This window comes from Variovorax stachyos (assembly GCF_051400855.1).
Lineage (GTDB): Bacteria > Pseudomonadota > Gammaproteobacteria > Burkholderiales > Burkholderiaceae_C > Variovorax.
Window position 1 is genome coordinate 19,851 of sequence record NZ_JBLFFN010000021.1, and the last position, 14,294, is coordinate 34,144.

Consider the following 14,294-nt stretch of genomic DNA (forward strand, 5'->3'; position numbering starts at 1 on the left):
ACGAAAGTTTTCATTCTTACACAATGAGAACTTAGTAACTCATCTGCTTACAGAAATCGTTGCTTATTTCACGCAAACGCCCGTGGCGATGCGGAGAAGCGACAGGTCACAGCCGTGACCGCCGCACCCGTTGGCGCGCGGCAGAATTCCGCCCATGGGACAGCTCTATCTCGTTCGGCACGGCCAGGCCAGCTTCGGCGCGGACAACTACGACCAGCTCAGCGAGCTGGGACGGCGGCAGTCGCGGCGGCTGGGCGAGTACTGGGGGGAGCGCGGAATGCAGTTCGACGCCGTCATCACCGGCACGCTGAACCGCCATCGCCAGACCTGGGAGGGCATAGCCGAGGGCCTGGGCCTTTCGCGCGACGACGTGCTGCCCTGGCCGGGGCTCAACGAGTACGACGCCGAGGCCGTGATCGCGACCATTCACCCCGAGAAGCTGCAGAAGCCGGATACGCCGGAGCTGTACCGCCACCACTTCCGGCTGCTGCGCGAAGGCCTGGGCGCGTGGATGCAGGGGCGGGCCACGCCCGTGGGCATGCCGAGCTACATCGACTTCCTGGCCGGGGTGACCACCGCGCTCGACCATGTGCGCGACAAGCACCACGGCGCCCGCGTGCTGGTGGTCTCCAGCGGCGGGCCGATCAGCACTGCCGTGGGCCACGTGCTGGGCACCAGCCCCGAGACCACGATCGAGCTCAACCTGCGCATCCGCAACACGGCCGTCACCGAGTTCGCCTTCACGCCCAAGCGCCACATGCTCGTGACCTACAACACACTGCCGCACCTCGACGGGCCGGCGTACGAAGACTGGGTGACCTACGCCTGATCGAGTCCCGTGCTGCCGGCGGCCAGCCAACGCAGATAGTCGGGCGAGCCGGCCGTCATCGGCACCTGCACGATCTCCGGCGTCTCATAGCTGTGGCGCTCGCGGATGAAGGCTTCGAGCGCCGGATAGCGGCCGGTCAGCGTCTTGATCAGCAGCACCCATTCGGGCTCGCGGTGCAGCGTCTCCTCCCAGATGTAGAAGCTGCGCACCCGCTGCACCTGGACGCAGGCGGCGAGCCGGGCCTCGACGATGGCGGCGGCCAGCGCCTCGGCCTCGTCCTCGGTGCTGGCGCTGGTCATCACGATGCAGGCGGGTTTTTCCATGAGCGTCTCCAAAGGTTCAGGCCTGCCACACGCCGTAGCCGGCCTCCCGCAGCGCAATGCCGAGTTCGACCTCCATCTCGCGCGCTGCCTCGTAGGGCATCGGGTTGTAGACCGCGTAGAGCGCCGGCAGCAGCCTGAGGCCATAGTCACGCACGAAGGCGTTGGCCTGGATGCCGGCCTTGTGCTTGTCGAAGCGTACGTCGGGATCCAGCCCGGTCATGCCCACGTAGACGAAGGGCTGCCCGAGGCGGTACTCGGGGTTGGCGCGCCGGAAGCGCGCGTTGTTCCAGACCCGGTCGTCGAGTTCGACGACGTAGACATGGTGATGCGCCCTGGATCGACGGCCCATTGCCGCCCCTTGGTGCCCGGTCTTCTTACTTGCGCTTGAGGAGTCCCCAGATGAAGAGCAGCACGATCGCGCCGACGACCGACGCGATGAAGCCCGCGCCCTCCCCCGCCCGGTACCAGCCCATGGCCTGGCCCAGATAGGTCGCGATCAGCGAGCCGGCGATGCCGATCAACGTGGTCACGATGAAGCCGGCCGAGTCATCGCCCGGTTTGATGGCACGCGCCACCAGTCCCGCAACGAAGCCGATCAGAATGGTCCAGACGATGCTCATACGCTTCCTTGTTGTGGAGTAGGGGGAGGGTCTGCCGCCCGCGGGGCAGCCCGATTCATGATAGCGGAGCAACGTGCCGCTCTCGTGTCCTACACGCCTCGCGCAGGCCGCGCGCTATACCGGCGGGCATGCTCGAGAAGCTTCCTGATGCCATCGGTCTGGCCCTGCACGGCGTGCGTGCCGGCCTCGACGAGATCGCCTTCAACACCATCGGCTTGCGCCAGGGCATGGCCTCGATCAATCTCGCCAGCCTGGCCTTCGCTGACCATGCGCCCCTGCCGCCGCGCTACACGGCCGACGGCGAGGGCCTGTCGCCGCCGCTGCAATGGACCGGGGTGCCGGCCGGCGCCGCATCGCTCGTGCTCGTGGTGGAGGATGCCGACTCGCCCACGCCGCATCCGCTGGTCCATGCGATCGCGGTCGGCCTGCCCCCCGAAGACGGCAGCCTGCCCGAGGCCGCCTTCCCCAGCGCCGACAACGCCGGCAGCGGCTTGCACGTGGGGCGCAATTCGTATCTGCAGGCAGCCTGGCTGCCGCCCGATCCGCCGCCCGGACACGGGGTGCACCGCTACGCCTTCCAGCTCTTCGCACTCGACAGCGCGCCCGACTTCTCGGCCACGCCGGGTCGCGAGGAAGTGCTGGAGCAGCTGCGCACCCACGCCCTGGCCAGCGGCTTGCTGATCGGCACCTGCGAGCGGCCCGACGGCACGATCAAGATCGAGGAAACCGCGCCCGCCGGACCGGCGGTTGCGGGCTGACGCGATTCACACCTGTCAGGGCAGCGGCCCCGTGTGCACGGTCGTCAGCGGCAGGCGCGAGACCTCGGCCAGCAGCGCGGCCAGCTGGCGCGCCGCTGCCTCGACCACGGCCCGGCCCTTGTCCGCACTCGCGGCAGCCGCATTGCCCGCCGCGCCCTCCGGGTTGTAGTCCTCCATGGCCCAGCCGAGCCTGGCGCTCTTGCCGTCGCCGAGCAACGGGTAGTCGGCCGCCCGCTGGCGCGAGCTCGAGCCGAAGTCGCGCGCGGCCTGCATGTCGACCTGCGCCGGCGCGAGCGCCAGCATCATCGAGGTCTCGATCTCGCCAGCGTGCACCCCGAAGCGATGCTCCTGCGCGCTGAACTGCGCGCCCGCCTCGCCCAGCGGCAGGTTGAACCAGCTCACGCTGTAGACGATCAGCCCGTGCGCCGCGCGCAGCTCGCGCGCCGCGATTTCCATCGCGCCGGTGTGCCCGCCATGGGCATTGAAGAAGACCAGCTTGCGCACGCCCGCGCGCGCCACGCCCGCTCCGATCTCGCGCCAGAGCCGGATCAGGGTCTCGGCGGACAGCGTCAGCGTGCCCGGGAAGCTGGCGTGCTCGGGGCTCAGGCCGATCGCCTGCGTGGGCAGGAAGAGCACCGGCAGCCCGGCCGGCAGCAGCGGCAATGCCTCTGCGACGATGCCGTCGACCAGCGTCGAATCAACCCCCAGCGGCAGGTGCGGGCCGTGCTGCTCGGTCGCACCGAGCGGCAGCACGGCGACGGTCGCGGCCGGGTCGAGCGCGGCGAAGTCGCGGGTCGTGAGCTGGGACCAGAAGCGGCTGCGAAGAGGGGTCATGCGGCGATCTTAGGGCCGGTGACCGGCGGGAGGGCTGCGAACTTCGCGGCCAGGAAATCGACCAGGGCCCGCACCCGCGCCGGCACGAAGCGCCCGCTGGGCAGCAGGGCGTGCAGCGGATAGGGCTCCGTTTCCCAGTCCGGCAGCAGACGCATTAGCGCGCCCGCGGCTTCATCGGGCCGCACGTCCAACGCCGACTTGAACGTGATGCCGCGGCCGTCCAGCGTCCACTGCCGCGCCAGCGAGGCGTCATCGACGATTCGGTCGCCGTCCACCCGCACCTCGGTCCACTGGCCGTTGCGACCGAAGCGCCAGAGCCGCTGGCGCCGGCCGCTGCGGTGGAAGGTCAGGCAGTTGTGCTGCAGCAGGTCCTGCGGTACCTGGGGCGCCGGATGCCGCCGCAGGTAGGCCGGCGCGGCGCAGAGCACCGGTCGCGAATCCGCCAGCTTGCGTGCCACCAGCCGCGAGTCGGCCAGCGCGCCGTAGCGCAGCGCCACGTCGACCTCGTCGCGCGTCACGTCCAACGGGCGGTCGCCCACCGAGAGCGCGAGTTGCAGGCCCGGATGGGCTTCCAGGAACTCGTCGAACCAAGGCAGCAGCGCGCTGCGCGTGAGGTCCGACGGGGCCGCGACGCGCAGCATGCCGACCAGCGCGCCGCGGTCGGCGGTCACCAGCGACTCGCCCTCGGCCAGCAGCTCGAAGGCCCGGCTCGCGTAGTCGAGCAGGGTCTGGCCCTGCGGCGTGAGCCGCATGGCGCGGGTCGAGCGCTCGAACAGGCGGGCGCCGAGCTGCGCCTCCAGGCGCTTCAGGGCCGCGCTGGCGGCGGCCGGCGTCAGGCCCAGCGTGCGGGCCGCTGCCGTCAGCGTGCCGCCGCGCGCCGTGTGCAGCAGCACGTGGAGGTCGGCGAGATTTTCAATCTTCATTTGAAACTGATGCGCTAGCGGACCAGCTTATCAAACCGAGGCAGGCTATCTACAGTGGCGGCACTCCATTCCTCCAAGGACTTCCAATGAAAGCCGTCGGCTACCGCCAATCTCTTCCCATCGACGATCCCGCCGCGCTCGAGGACCTCGAGCTCCCCGCACCGACCGCGGGCGGCCGCGACCTGCTGGTCCGGGTCAAGGCGATCTCCGTCAACCCGGTCGACACCAAGGTGCGCAAGGGCGTGGCCCCGGAAGCGGGCCAGGCCAAGGTGCTGGGCTGGGATGCGGTCGGCACCGTCGAGGCGATCGGCGCCTCGGTGACCGGCTTCAAGCCCGGCGACCGGGTGTACTACGCCGGCTCGATCGTCCGCCCCGGCGCGAACAGCGAGCTGCACGTGGTGGACGAGCGCATCGCCGCGCTCGCCCCCAGGAGCCTGGACGACGCGCAGGCCGCGGCGCTCCCGCTGACCACGATCACCGCCTACGAGCTGCTGTTCGATCGGCTTGGCGTGCCGAAGAACGGCGGCGCCGGCCGGACGCTGCTGATCGTCGGCGGTGCCGGCGGCGTCGGCTCGGTCCTGATCCAGCTCGCGCGCCAGCTCACGCAGCTGCGGGTGGTCGCGACCGCCTCGCGCGCCGAGACGCGCGCCTGGTGCCTGGCGCTGGGCGCGCACGCGGTGATCGACCACGCGAAGCCCCTCGCCGCCGAGCTGAAGGCGGCCGGCATGGGCGAAGTCGACATGGTGGCGAGCCTGACGCAGACCGAGCAGCACTACCCCCAGATCGTCGAGAGCCTGCGGCCCCAGGGCCGGCTGGCGGTGATCGACGACATGAAGGTCTTCAACGCGATGCCGCTCAAGAGCAAGTCCATCTCGCTGCACTGGGAGTCGATGTTCACGCGTTCGAGCTACGGCACGCCCGACCTCGCGCGGCAGGGCGAATTGCTGGCGGAAATCGCTGCGCTGGTCGATGCCGGCCGCATCCGCACCACCGCCAACGCGAGCTTCGGCACCATCAACGCCGCCAACCTGCGCAAGGCGCATGCGCTGATCGAAAGCGGCAAGGCGCAGGGCAAGGTCGTGCTGGCCGGCTTCTGACGCCCGTGCGCGCTACCGGGCCCGCGCCACGCGCCAGACCGTGTTGCCCACGTCGTCGGCCACCAGCAGCGCGCCGCTCTTGTCCAGCGCGACGCCGACGGGGCGCCCCAGGGCCTTCTCTTCCGCATTCAGGAAGCCGGTCAGGAAATCCACCGGCGGCCCGCTCGGCCGGCCGCCGGTGAAGGGCACGAACACCACCTTGTAGCCCGAGAGCGGCCTGCGGTTCCACGAGCCGTGCTCGCCGATGAACACGCCGCTGGCGAACTCGGGCGGCATGCCGCGCGCGTCCGAGAAGGCCAGCCCCAGCGCCGCCACGTGCGAGCCGAGCGCGTAGTCGGGCACCACCGCCTTGGCCACCATGTCCGGGCGCGGCGGCTCGACGCGCGCGTCCACATGCCTGCCGTAGTAGCTCCAGGGCCAGCCGTAGAAGGCGCCGTCCTTCACCGAGGTCAGGTAGTCGGGCACCAGGTCGCTGCCGATCTCGTCGCGCTCGTTGACCACGGTCCAGAGGGTCTGGGTGCTGGGCTCCCAGGCCATGCCGTTGGGATTGCGCAGGCCGGTGGCGAACAGGCGCTTGGCACCGCTCTTGACGTCGACCTCCCAGATCGCCGCACGGCCTTCCTCCGCGGCGAGGCCGTTCTCGCCGACGTTACTGTTGGAGCCCACCGTCACATAGAGCTTGCTGCCGTCGCGGTTGGCGATCACGTTCTTGGTCCAGTGGTGGTTGAGGCCGGCGGGCAGGTCGGTCACTTTCGTCGGCGTCGCCGCGATGGCCGTCTGCCCCTCGGCGTAGGGCACCTTGACCAGCGCGTCGGCGTTGGCGATGAAGAGCTCGCCGCCGACCAGCGCGACGCCGAAGGGGGAGTTGAGGTTTCGCATGAACACCTGCCGCAGCTCGGCGGTGCCGTCGCCGTTCGCATCGCGCAGCAGCGTGATCCGATTGGCGCTCGGAACCCCGGCGCCGGCGCGCTTCTGGACCATGCCCATGACCCACGACTTGAGCCGGCCGATCGTGCCGAGGTCGTCCTTCGCTGCCTCCGGCTTGGGCGGCTTGTTGCTTTCCACGACCAGGACGTCGCCGTTGGGCAAGGTGTAGACCCACCGGGGATGGTCGAGGCCGCGCGCCAACGCCGTCACGATGAAGCCGTTGGGCGCCTTGGGCCCGGCGGTATCGCCCCAGCCGACCGCCGGTGCGATCTTCACGGTGGGCATCAGCGTCTTGTGGGGCGCGGGCAGTTGCGGCGTGGGGCCGATGCCGGCCTCCGGCGGCAGCTTGGCAGTCTCGCCGCAGGCCGCGAGCAACAGGACCGCCGCCAACGCGGCGACTGTTGCGGGAAGGTGAATGGATCGCTTCATGGTCTTGAATCCTTCATGCGCCGCAAGACCCGGCGGCGGAGCCGGCGGCGCTCCGGCGAATGATCCCCGCCCGAACCAGCCTCGACTGTCGGCTGTGGGCGCTTTCGGGCGTGGGCACACCCCCGTGCGGCGGCGCCGCTACCATCGGACGATGACCGACGACCTGTTCCGAGCCGATGCCTACCTGCGCGAGTGCGAGGCCCGCATCCTGCGCGTCGACGAGGCCGGCATCGTGCTCGACCGCACGGTCTTCTACCCGCTGGGCGGTGGACAGGCCGGCGACAGCGGCCAACTGTTGCTGGGCGACGGGCGCGCGCTGGCCATCGCCGACACCCGCAAGGCCAAGGATGCCGAGGGCCGGCCGACGAACGAGATCGTCCACGTGCCGGCGCCCGACCAGGCCGAACTGCTGGCCGCGCTGAAGGCCGGCGAGGCGGTGACGGCTCGCATCGACTGGGACCGCCGCCACAAGCTGATGCGCTTTCACACCGCGACCCACCTGCTGTGTCACCTGGTGCCCCAGCCGGTCGACGGCTGCTCCATCACGCCCGAGTACGCGCGGCTCGATTTCCACATGACCGACCCACTGGATAAGGAAGCGCTCAGTGCTGGCCTGGCGCGGCTGGTGGCCGCCGGCCACCCGCTGGCGGTCGGGGCGATCACCGATGCCGAGCTCGACGCCAATCCTGCGCTGGTCAAGAGCATGAGCGTGCAGCCGCCCCGCGGCACCGGCACCGTGCGCACGATCCGGATCGGCGAGCCGGAGGCGATCGATTTCCAGCCCTGCGGGGGCACCCATGTGGCGAACACCCGGGAGATCGGTGCAGTGGTCGTCACCAAGATCGAGAAGAAGAGCGCCGCCACCCGCAGGGTGGTGCTGGGATGGGCCAGCTGAGCCCGCCGCACCGGAACTTCGCCCCGCACGCTCGCTCCGACTGACCGGCATGGCCCTCTTCTCCCTCCTCCGCCGCGCAGCCTTCCTGGCCGCCACCCTCGCTGCCAGCTTGCCGGCCGCCGCCCAGCTGACTTCCCGCATCGGGCCCGTCGTCACCACCCCCCATGTGCGCGCGGAGCTGGTTGCCCACGCGCCTCAGGGCGTGTCCGCCGGGGCGCCGGTCTGGGTCGGGCTGCAGATCGCGCACCAGCCCGAGTGGCACACCTACTGGAAGAACGCCGGCGATTCCGGTCTCCCGACCGAGTTGGCCTGGTCGCTGCCGGCCGGTGTATCGGCGGGCGAGATCGCATGGCCGGTGCCGAAGAAAATTCCCATCGGCACCCTCGCCAACTACGGCTACGAGGACACGGTGCTGCTGCCGGTGCCGCTGACCGTAGCGCCGGACTTCAAGCCGCCGGCCAGCCTCGCCGGCGCCGACGCGCTGGACATCAAGCTCAAGGCTTCCTGGCTGGTGTGCCGCAAGGAATGCATTCCCGAGGACGGCGAGTTCCTGCTCAGGCTGCCCATCCAGGGTTCGACCGCGGTGCATCAGAACGCCTTCGACGCGGCGCTGGCCGCCCGCCCGGTGCCCCTGGACAAGTCCGGATCGATCGCCATCGAGGGCCAAAAGCTGCAGGTCCGGCTCGAAGGCCTGCCGGCCGCCGCGCGCGGCAAGACCCTCGAGCTGTTCCCCGAGACCGCAGAGGTGATCCACACCGCGGCCGTCCTCGGCAAGGACTGGACGCAGGCCTGGGACGGCGACACCTGGATCGCCAGCGTGCCGCTGGCCGAGCAGCGCAGCGCCAACCCCGGCACGCTGCCGGTGGTGGTCGCACTGGCCGAGGCGGACCGCCAGGCCGGCCAGCCGGTCGCCTGGCGCGCCGAGGCGCCGGTCAGCGGCACCTGGCCAGCCGCGGCACCGCGCGTCGAGGTCTCGCCGGGGCTGAAAGCCGCGCTGGAGGCCAATACGGCACCGCCGTTGCCGCAACCCACCGGCAGTTTCATCGCCGCGCTGCTGGGCGCCTTTCTCGGCGGCCTGCTGCTCAACCTGATGCCCTGCGTCTTCCCGGTGCTCGCCATCAAGGTGCTGGGCTTCACGCGCCGCGCCGACGACCACGCCGGTCACCGGACTGCCGCCGTGGCCTATACCGCCGGGGTGATGCTGTCCTTCCTCGCACTGGGCGCCGCGATGCTGGCGCTGCGGGCGGCTGGCGCGGAACTGGGCTGGGGCTTCCAGCTGCAGTCGCCGGCGGTGGTGGCAGCGCTGGCGGCTCTCTTCACGCTGATCGGACTCAATCTGGCCGGCCTCTTCGAATTCCGCATGCTCGCGCCGTCCTCGGTGTGCAGCGCCCAGGTCGAGCATCCGGTGGCCAACGATTTCCTGTCAGGGGTGCTGGCGGTGGTGATCGCCTCGCCCTGCACCGCCCCCTTCATGGGCGCCTCGATGGGCTTCACGATCGGGCTGCCGGCCACGCAGGCCCTGCTGATCTTCGCGGCACTCGGCTTCGGGCTGGCCCTGCCCTACCTCGCCGCCGGCTTCGTGCCGGGGGTGGCGCGCCTGCTGCCGAAGCCGGGCCCGTGGATGAACATCCTGCGCCGGCTGCTTGCCTTTCCGATCTTCGCCACGGTCGCCTGGCTGGTCTGGGTACTGGGCCAGCAAAGCGGCATCGACGGCGCGGGTGCACTGCTGGCCTTGCTGGTGTGCCTGGCGGCGATCGTCTGGGCCCTCACCCTGCGCGGGCGCACCCGCGTCGTGCTGGCCAGCCTGATGATCGCCGTCACCGCAGTGCTGGCCGGCACGATCGGCGCCAACGTGGTGCGCAATGCGGCGCCCGCGGTGGCTGCCTCGGCCGGCGAGCGCTGGCAGCCCTGGTCGCCGGCCCGCGTGAGCGAGCTCTCGGCGCAAGGCCGGCCGGTGTTCGTCGACTTCACGGCCGCGTGGTGCGTCACCTGCCAGTACAACAAGCGCAGCACGCTGGCCGACGCCGCGCTGCTGGCCGAGTTCGATGCCAGGAAAGTGGCCATGCTGCGAGCCGACTGGACCCGCCGCGACCCCGAAATCACCGCCGCGCTGGCCGCACTGGGCCGTAGCGGCGTGCCGGCCTATGTACTTATGGCGCCGGGCCGCGCGCCGGTCGTGCTGACCGAGATCCTTAGCAAGGAAGAGGTCCGCGCTGCGCTCGCCCGACTTTGACCCTGTCCCTCTACGGGTTGTCACAAGCAGGTGAGGAAAGCGTCCTAAGCTCTCGCGATCGTTGATCTTTTGCAAGTGGAGTTCAATCTGACCATGCCCCCATCGTCGACCTCAGACTCGCGTTCCGCCCGTGCCGCGCGCCAGGCGCGCGCCGCGCTGAGCCGGGCTTCCCGTCGTGCCGTGATGGCCGCCGCCGTGGCCCTCGGCGCCACCTTCCTGATGAGTTCGAATGCCGTTGCCGCACCCGCGGTGGGGCAGAAGGCGCCCGATTTCGTCGCTGTCGACACCGCCGGCAAGCAGCACCGCCTGTCCGATTTCGCCGGCAAGTTCGTGGTGCTCGAATGGACCAACCCGGGCTGCCCCTTCGTGCGCAAGCACTACGGCAGCGGCAACATGCCCGCCACCCAGAAGGGCGCAACAGAGAAGGGCGTGGTCTGGCTGGCCATCAACTCCACCGAGCGCGCCGCCAGCGACTACCTCAAGCCCGCCGCCCTCGAGGCCTGGATGAAAGAGCACTCGGCCGCGCCCACCGCCGTGCTGATGGACGAGGATGGGGTGATCGGGCGCGCCTACGCTGCGCGCACCACGCCGCACCTCTACATCATCGATCCCAAGGGCATGCTGGTGTATGCCGGCGGCATCGACAGCATCGCCTCGTCCCGCGTCGAGGACATCAAGACCGCCACCAACTACGTGAACCAGGCCCTCGGCGAGGCCTTCGGCGGCAAGCCGATCAGCGCCGCGACGACCAAGCCCTACGGCTGCTCGATCAAGTACAAGGCCTGAACCCCGAGGCCCCCGCGAAGGCCCCTGCGACAATCGCGGGATGCCTTTCGCCCCCCTGAAGAACGACACTTTCCTGCGCGCCTGCTGGCGCCAGGCCACCGATCACACGCCCGTCTGGCTCATGCGCCAAGCCGGGCGCTACCTGCCGGAATACGTGGCGACCCGAGCGCGTGCCGGCAGCTTCATGGGGCTGGCCACGAATGTGGACTACGCCACCGAGGTCACCTTACAGCCGCTCGCGCGCTATCCGCTCGACGCGGCCATCTTGTTTTCCGACATTCTCACGGTGCCAGACGCGATGGGCCTGGGCCTGTCCTTCGAGGCCGGCGAGGGCCCGCGCTTTGCGCGGCCGGTGCGCGACGAAGCCGCCATCGGTGCGCTCGAGGTGCCGGACATGGACAAGCTGCGCTACGTCTTCGACGCCGTCGCCTCGATCCGCCGCGCCCTCGATGGCCGCGTCCCGCTGATCGGCTTCTCCGGCAGCCCCTGGACCCTCGCCTGCTACATGGTCGAGGGCGCCGGCTCGAGCGACTACCGTCTCGTCAAGACCCTGCTCTACAGCCGCCCGGACCTCATGCACCGCCTGCTTTCCGTCAATGCAGACTCGGTGGCGGCGTACCTCAACGCCCAGATCGACGCCGGCGCCCAGGCTGTCATGGTCTTCGACAGCTGGGGCGGCGTGCTGGCCGACGGCGCATTCCAGGACTTCAGCCTGGCCTACACCGCCCGCGTGCTCTCGCAGCTGCGGCGCCAGGGCGCCGACGGCCAGCCGGTGCCCCGCATCGTCTTCACCAAGGGCGGTGGGCTCTGGCTGGAGGAGATGCGCGCGCTCGACTGCGAGGTGTTGGGCCTGGACTGGACCGTCAACCTGGGCCGCGCCCGCGCCCTGGTCGGCGAAGGCGAGCGCAGCAAGGCGCTGCAGGGCAACATCGATCCGAACGTGCTGTTCGCCCCCCCGGAGCGCATCGAAGCCGAGGTCGCGAAGGTGCTGCAGGCTTTCGGACAGCCGCACACCGACCTCGCCTCCACCGGGCCTACCCACATCTTCAACCTGGGCCATGGGATCAGCCAATTCACCCCGCCCGATCACGTGGCGGCGCTGGTGGCCGCGGTTCATGCGCAATCACGCGCCCTGCGCGGCCGCTGAGGCGGTTATGCCTTGTAAGCAACTGAGAACGCGGGTCGCGCGTTTGTCAAGCTCGAAAATGGTGAGGACCGACTGACTTATGCACAAAAGCCTTGCTGCGACGCGCAAAAACATCTGAAGCCCCGCCGGCGCCGCTCCTAAAGCGATAGCGCCGCTAAGTCGTTGATTCGTATGAGTTTTGAACTTTGCTTTTTTTGCGGGCATTCCAGCGCGAGCCTTGATTCTCAAGGGCTGGCAGCGCGTCCGGCCCTGATATCAACAAAGTTATCCACAGCAACTCTGGATGACCTTCAAAGCGCTGCCAAATCAACGACTTAGGCCGCTTTGCTCCAAGTTCCTTTAACCATCGACCCCAACGGAAGTGCGCCTTGAACTGGCGTCTCGAGATCGCCGTTCAGACTCCGGTGCACAGCGCATTAGGGGATGTACTTAGCTACGCGAGCACGCTGCCGGTCGCGCCCGGCGCGCTGGTCCGGGTGCCGCTCGGCCGCCGCGAGGTGCTCGGCGTGGTGTGGTCGGCGCAACCCGCCGGGACCCAGGACGATGCGGCGGCGTCCATGGAACTCAAGCCGATCGGTGCCGTGCTGGACGCGCTGCCGCCGCTGGGCGCGGCCTGGCGCGACCTCGTGGCCTTTGCCGCCCGCTACTACCAGCGCTCGCTGGGCGAGATCGCGCTGGCGGCATTGCCACCCCAACTGCGCGACCTGAGCGCGGTCCAGCTCGCTCGGCGCCTGAAGCGGCAGGCGGCGCCCGCGGCTGCCGCGGCAGTTCCCTACGGCCCGGCGCTCACGCCCGAACAGGCGCAGGCGCTCGCGCGCTTCGACGCCGAAAGCGGCCCTTTCCTGCTCTTCGGCAGCACCGGCAGCGGCAAGACGGAGGTCTACCTGCAGGCCGTCGCGGCGCTGCTCGAACGCAAGCCGCAGGCTCAGGCGCTGGTGATGGTCCCCGAGATCAACCTCACCCCGCAGCTGGAGGCGCGCTTCAAGGACCGCTTCGGCCACAGTGCCGTGGTGTCCCTGCACAGCGGCATGACGAACCCCCAGCGCCTGGCCAGTTGGCTGGCGGCGCACGCCGGCGCCGCGCGCATCGTGCTCGGCACCCGGATGGCGGTGTTCGCCTCGATGCCTGCGCTCGAGCTGATCGTGGTCGACGAGGAGCACGACCCCAGTTACAAGCAGCAGGAAGGCGCCCGCTACTCGGCACGGGATCTGGCCGTCTGGCGCGGCCGGCGCGAAGGCGCGAAGGTGATGCTGGGCTCGGCCACGCCGTCGCTGGAGAGCTGGCACCAGAGCCGCCCGGCCGAGGGGGCGGATGCCGGCGGGCGCTATGTGCGGCTGGCGATGCCTTCGCGCATCGGCACCGCGGCGTTGCCTGCGGTGCGGCTGGTCGACATGGGCCTGCAGCCGCCGCGCACGGTACTTTCCGCCGCGCTGCTGGACGCCATCGGCCAGCGGGTGGCTCGCGGCGAGCAGAGCATGGTGTTCCTGAACAGGCGCGGCTATGCGCCCGTCCTGGCCTGCGGCGACTGCGACTGGAAGAGCGAATGCCCGCACTGCAGCGCCTACCGCGTGTTCCACAAGATCGACCGCACGCTGCGCTGCCACCATTGCGGCTTCACCGAACGGGTGCCGCGCGCCTGCCCCGCCTGCGGCAACCCGGACATCGCGCCGGTAGGCCGCGGCACGGAGCGGCTCGAGGAGCACCTGGGCGAGCTGTTCGCCGACGTGAAGCGGGCCGACGGCAGCCCGGTGCGCATCGCCCGCATCGATGCCGACAGCACGCGCCGGCAGGGCGCGCTCGAGTCACAGCTTGCGGCGGTGCACGCCGGCGAGGTCGACGTGCTGGTCGGCACGCAGATGATCGCCAAGGGCCACGACTTCCGGCGCATCACGCTGGTGGCGGCGGTGAATCCCGACAGCGCGCTCTTTTCCAGCGATTTCCGCGCGCCCGAACGCCTGTTCAGCCTGCTCATGCAGTCGGCCGGGCGCGCCGGGCGCGATGCGGCCTACCTGTCGGCGCAGGGCTCCACCGCCGAGATGTGGATCCAGACTCACCACCCGCGGCATGCCCTCTTCGCCGCGCTGCGCCGGCACGACTACCCCGCTTTCGCGCAGCGCGAGCTGGAAGAGCGCGCGGCGGCCGGAATGCCGCCCTTTGCCTTTCAGGCCCTGCTGCGTGCCGACGCCCGCACGCAGGAGGCGGCCCAGGGCTTTCTCAACGCCGCAAACGCGGCCGCCGAGGGGCTGGAGGGCGCGCAGCAGGTGACTCGCTATTCGGCCGTACCGCATGCGATCCAGCGCGTGGCCAACGTGGAGCGGGCGCAGCTGCTGGTCGAAAGTGCCTCGCGCGCGGCCTTGCAGCGCCTGCTGGCGGCCTGGCAGCCGGTGCTGCATGCGCTGCGCAAGCAGCCCGAGGGAAAGGGTGTGATCCGCTGGTTGGTCGACGTCGACCCGCAAAGCATCTGAGCTCGCGGCCAGCTTCGCCCGGCATGCG

The 14,294-nt window shown here is 70.1% G+C and carries 14 protein-coding genes; 8 read left to right on the top strand and 6 right to left on the bottom strand.

Annotation, left to right across the window (positions count from 1 at the left end):
- Positions 1 to 154 precede the first annotated feature (154 nt).
- Positions 155 to 829, top strand: coding sequence for a histidine phosphatase family protein (locus ACMGEZ_RS25560; protein ID WP_436825091.1), 675 nt, complete (start codon positions 155 to 157; stop codon positions 827 to 829).
- Here ACMGEZ_RS25560 and cutA read toward each other — a convergent pair.
- Genes cutA through ACMGEZ_RS25575 form a run of 3 tightly spaced genes read right to left on the bottom strand, consistent with a single transcriptional unit; the run spans position 820 to position 1,772 of the window.
- Positions 820 to 1,152: a divalent-cation tolerance protein CutA gene (gene cutA / locus ACMGEZ_RS25565; RefSeq protein WP_436825092.1), complete on the bottom strand. Its 333-nt coding sequence runs from the start codon at positions 1,150 to 1,152 to the stop codon at positions 820 to 822. The two genes, ACMGEZ_RS25560 and cutA, sit on opposite strands and share 10 nt — an antisense overlap.
- A gap of 16 nt (positions 1,153 to 1,168) precedes the next feature.
- On the bottom strand, positions 1,169 to 1,501 hold the full coding sequence (locus ACMGEZ_RS25570; RefSeq protein ID WP_436825093.1) for a hypothetical protein: 333 nt from the start codon (positions 1,499 to 1,501) through the stop codon (positions 1,169 to 1,171).
- Positions 1,502 to 1,526: 25 nt separating this feature from the next.
- Positions 1,527 to 1,772: a GlsB/YeaQ/YmgE family stress response membrane protein gene (locus ACMGEZ_RS25575; protein WP_068682880.1), complete on the bottom strand. Its 246-nt coding sequence runs from the start codon at positions 1,770 to 1,772 to the stop codon at positions 1,527 to 1,529.
- Between the two features lie 128 nt (positions 1,773 to 1,900).
- Between ACMGEZ_RS25575 and ACMGEZ_RS25580 the strand changes: the two genes are divergently transcribed.
- Positions 1,901 to 2,530, top strand: a complete 630-nt coding sequence (locus tag ACMGEZ_RS25580; protein ID WP_436825094.1) for a YbhB/YbcL family Raf kinase inhibitor-like protein — start codon at positions 1,901 to 1,903, stop codon at positions 2,528 to 2,530.
- A 15-nt stretch (positions 2,531 to 2,545) separates the two neighbouring features.
- On the opposite strand, the gene ACMGEZ_RS25585 is transcribed toward ACMGEZ_RS25580, so the two are convergent.
- On the bottom strand, positions 2,546 to 3,364 hold the full coding sequence (locus ACMGEZ_RS25585) for a creatininase family protein (protein WP_436825095.1): 819 nt from the start codon (positions 3,362 to 3,364) through the stop codon (positions 2,546 to 2,548).
- Complete coding sequence (locus ACMGEZ_RS25590) at positions 3,361 to 4,287, bottom strand: LysR family transcriptional regulator (RefSeq protein ID WP_436825096.1); 927 nt, start codon at positions 4,285 to 4,287, stop codon at positions 3,361 to 3,363. The genes ACMGEZ_RS25585 and ACMGEZ_RS25590 overlap by 4 nt, the downstream gene beginning before the upstream one ends.
- A gap of 86 nt (positions 4,288 to 4,373) precedes the next feature.
- On the opposite strand from ACMGEZ_RS25590, the gene ACMGEZ_RS25595 reads away from it, so the two are divergent.
- Positions 4,374 to 5,384 carry a zinc-binding alcohol dehydrogenase family protein gene (locus ACMGEZ_RS25595; protein WP_436825097.1) on the top strand — a complete coding sequence of 337 codons (1,011 nt, stop codon included), beginning with the start codon at positions 4,374 to 4,376 and terminating at the stop codon, positions 5,382 to 5,384.
- A gap of 12 nt (positions 5,385 to 5,396) precedes the next feature.
- On the opposite strand, the gene ACMGEZ_RS25600 is transcribed toward ACMGEZ_RS25595, so the two are convergent.
- Complete coding sequence (locus ACMGEZ_RS25600; protein ID WP_436825098.1) at positions 5,397 to 6,740, bottom strand: PQQ-dependent sugar dehydrogenase; 1,344 nt, start codon at positions 6,738 to 6,740, stop codon at positions 5,397 to 5,399.
- A 151-nt stretch (positions 6,741 to 6,891) separates the two neighbouring features.
- On the opposite strand from ACMGEZ_RS25600, the gene ACMGEZ_RS25605 reads away from it, so the two are divergent.
- From ACMGEZ_RS25605 to ACMGEZ_RS25625, 5 genes are all read left to right on the top strand, one after another.
- Complete coding sequence (locus ACMGEZ_RS25605; RefSeq protein ID WP_436825099.1) at positions 6,892 to 7,635, top strand: alanyl-tRNA editing protein; 744 nt, start codon at positions 6,892 to 6,894, stop codon at positions 7,633 to 7,635.
- A gap of 49 nt (positions 7,636 to 7,684) precedes the next feature.
- Positions 7,685 to 9,868, top strand: coding sequence for a protein-disulfide reductase DsbD family protein (locus tag ACMGEZ_RS25610; RefSeq protein ID WP_436825100.1), 2,184 nt, complete (start codon positions 7,685 to 7,687; stop codon positions 9,866 to 9,868).
- Positions 9,869 to 9,961: 93 nt separating this feature from the next.
- The gene (locus ACMGEZ_RS25615; protein WP_436825101.1) at positions 9,962 to 10,654 is read left to right on the top strand and encodes a thioredoxin family protein; all 693 of its coding nucleotides are present in this window, start codon (positions 9,962 to 9,964) and stop codon (positions 10,652 to 10,654) included.
- Between the two features lie 40 nt (positions 10,655 to 10,694).
- Positions 10,695 to 11,801, top strand: a complete 1,107-nt coding sequence (gene hemE, locus ACMGEZ_RS25620; RefSeq protein ID WP_436825102.1) for a uroporphyrinogen decarboxylase — start codon at positions 10,695 to 10,697, stop codon at positions 11,799 to 11,801.
- A 368-nt stretch (positions 11,802 to 12,169) separates the two neighbouring features.
- The gene (locus tag ACMGEZ_RS25625) at positions 12,170 to 14,266 is read left to right on the top strand and encodes a primosomal protein N' (protein WP_436825103.1); all 2,097 of its coding nucleotides are present in this window, start codon (positions 12,170 to 12,172) and stop codon (positions 14,264 to 14,266) included.
- The last annotated feature ends 28 nt before the right edge of the window (positions 14,267 to 14,294 follow it).

Excerpts from the sequence above, each read along its gene's own strand:
- ACMGEZ_RS25600 (WP_436825098.1), bottom strand. The coding sequence starts at position 6,740 with ATGAAGCGATCCATTCACCTTCCCGCAACAGTCGCCGCGTTGGCGGCG.
- hemE (WP_436825102.1), top strand. The coding sequence starts at position 10,695 with ATGCCTTTCGCCCCCCTGAAGAACGACACTTTCCTGCGCGCCTGCTGG.
- ACMGEZ_RS25605 (WP_436825099.1), top strand. The coding sequence starts at position 6,892 with ATGACCGACGACCTGTTCCGAGCCGATGCCTACCTGCGCGAGTGCGAG.
- ACMGEZ_RS25585 (WP_436825095.1), bottom strand. The coding sequence starts at position 3,364 with ATGACCCCTCTTCGCAGCCGCTTCTGGTCCCAGCTCACGACCCGCGAC.
- cutA (WP_436825092.1), bottom strand. The coding sequence starts at position 1,152 with ATGGAAAAACCCGCCTGCATCGTGATGACCAGCGCCAGCACCGAGGAC.
- ACMGEZ_RS25580 (WP_436825094.1), top strand. The coding sequence starts at position 1,901 with ATGCTCGAGAAGCTTCCTGATGCCATCGGTCTGGCCCTGCACGGCGTG.
- ACMGEZ_RS25610 (WP_436825100.1), top strand. The coding sequence starts at position 7,685 with ATGGCCCTCTTCTCCCTCCTCCGCCGCGCAGCCTTCCTGGCCGCCACC.
- ACMGEZ_RS25560 (WP_436825091.1), top strand. The coding sequence starts at position 155 with ATGGGACAGCTCTATCTCGTTCGGCACGGCCAGGCCAGCTTCGGCGCG.
- ACMGEZ_RS25570 (WP_436825093.1), bottom strand. The coding sequence starts at position 1,501 with ATGGGCCGTCGATCCAGGGCGCATCACCATGTCTACGTCGTCGAACTC.
- ACMGEZ_RS25590 (WP_436825096.1), bottom strand. The coding sequence starts at position 4,287 with ATGAAGATTGAAAATCTCGCCGACCTCCACGTGCTGCTGCACACGGCG.
- ACMGEZ_RS25575 (WP_068682880.1), bottom strand. The coding sequence starts at position 1,772 with ATGAGCATCGTCTGGACCATTCTGATCGGCTTCGTTGCGGGACTGGTG.
- ACMGEZ_RS25615 (WP_436825101.1), top strand. The coding sequence starts at position 9,962 with ATGCCCCCATCGTCGACCTCAGACTCGCGTTCCGCCCGTGCCGCGCGC.
- ACMGEZ_RS25595 (WP_436825097.1), top strand. The coding sequence starts at position 4,374 with ATGAAAGCCGTCGGCTACCGCCAATCTCTTCCCATCGACGATCCCGCC.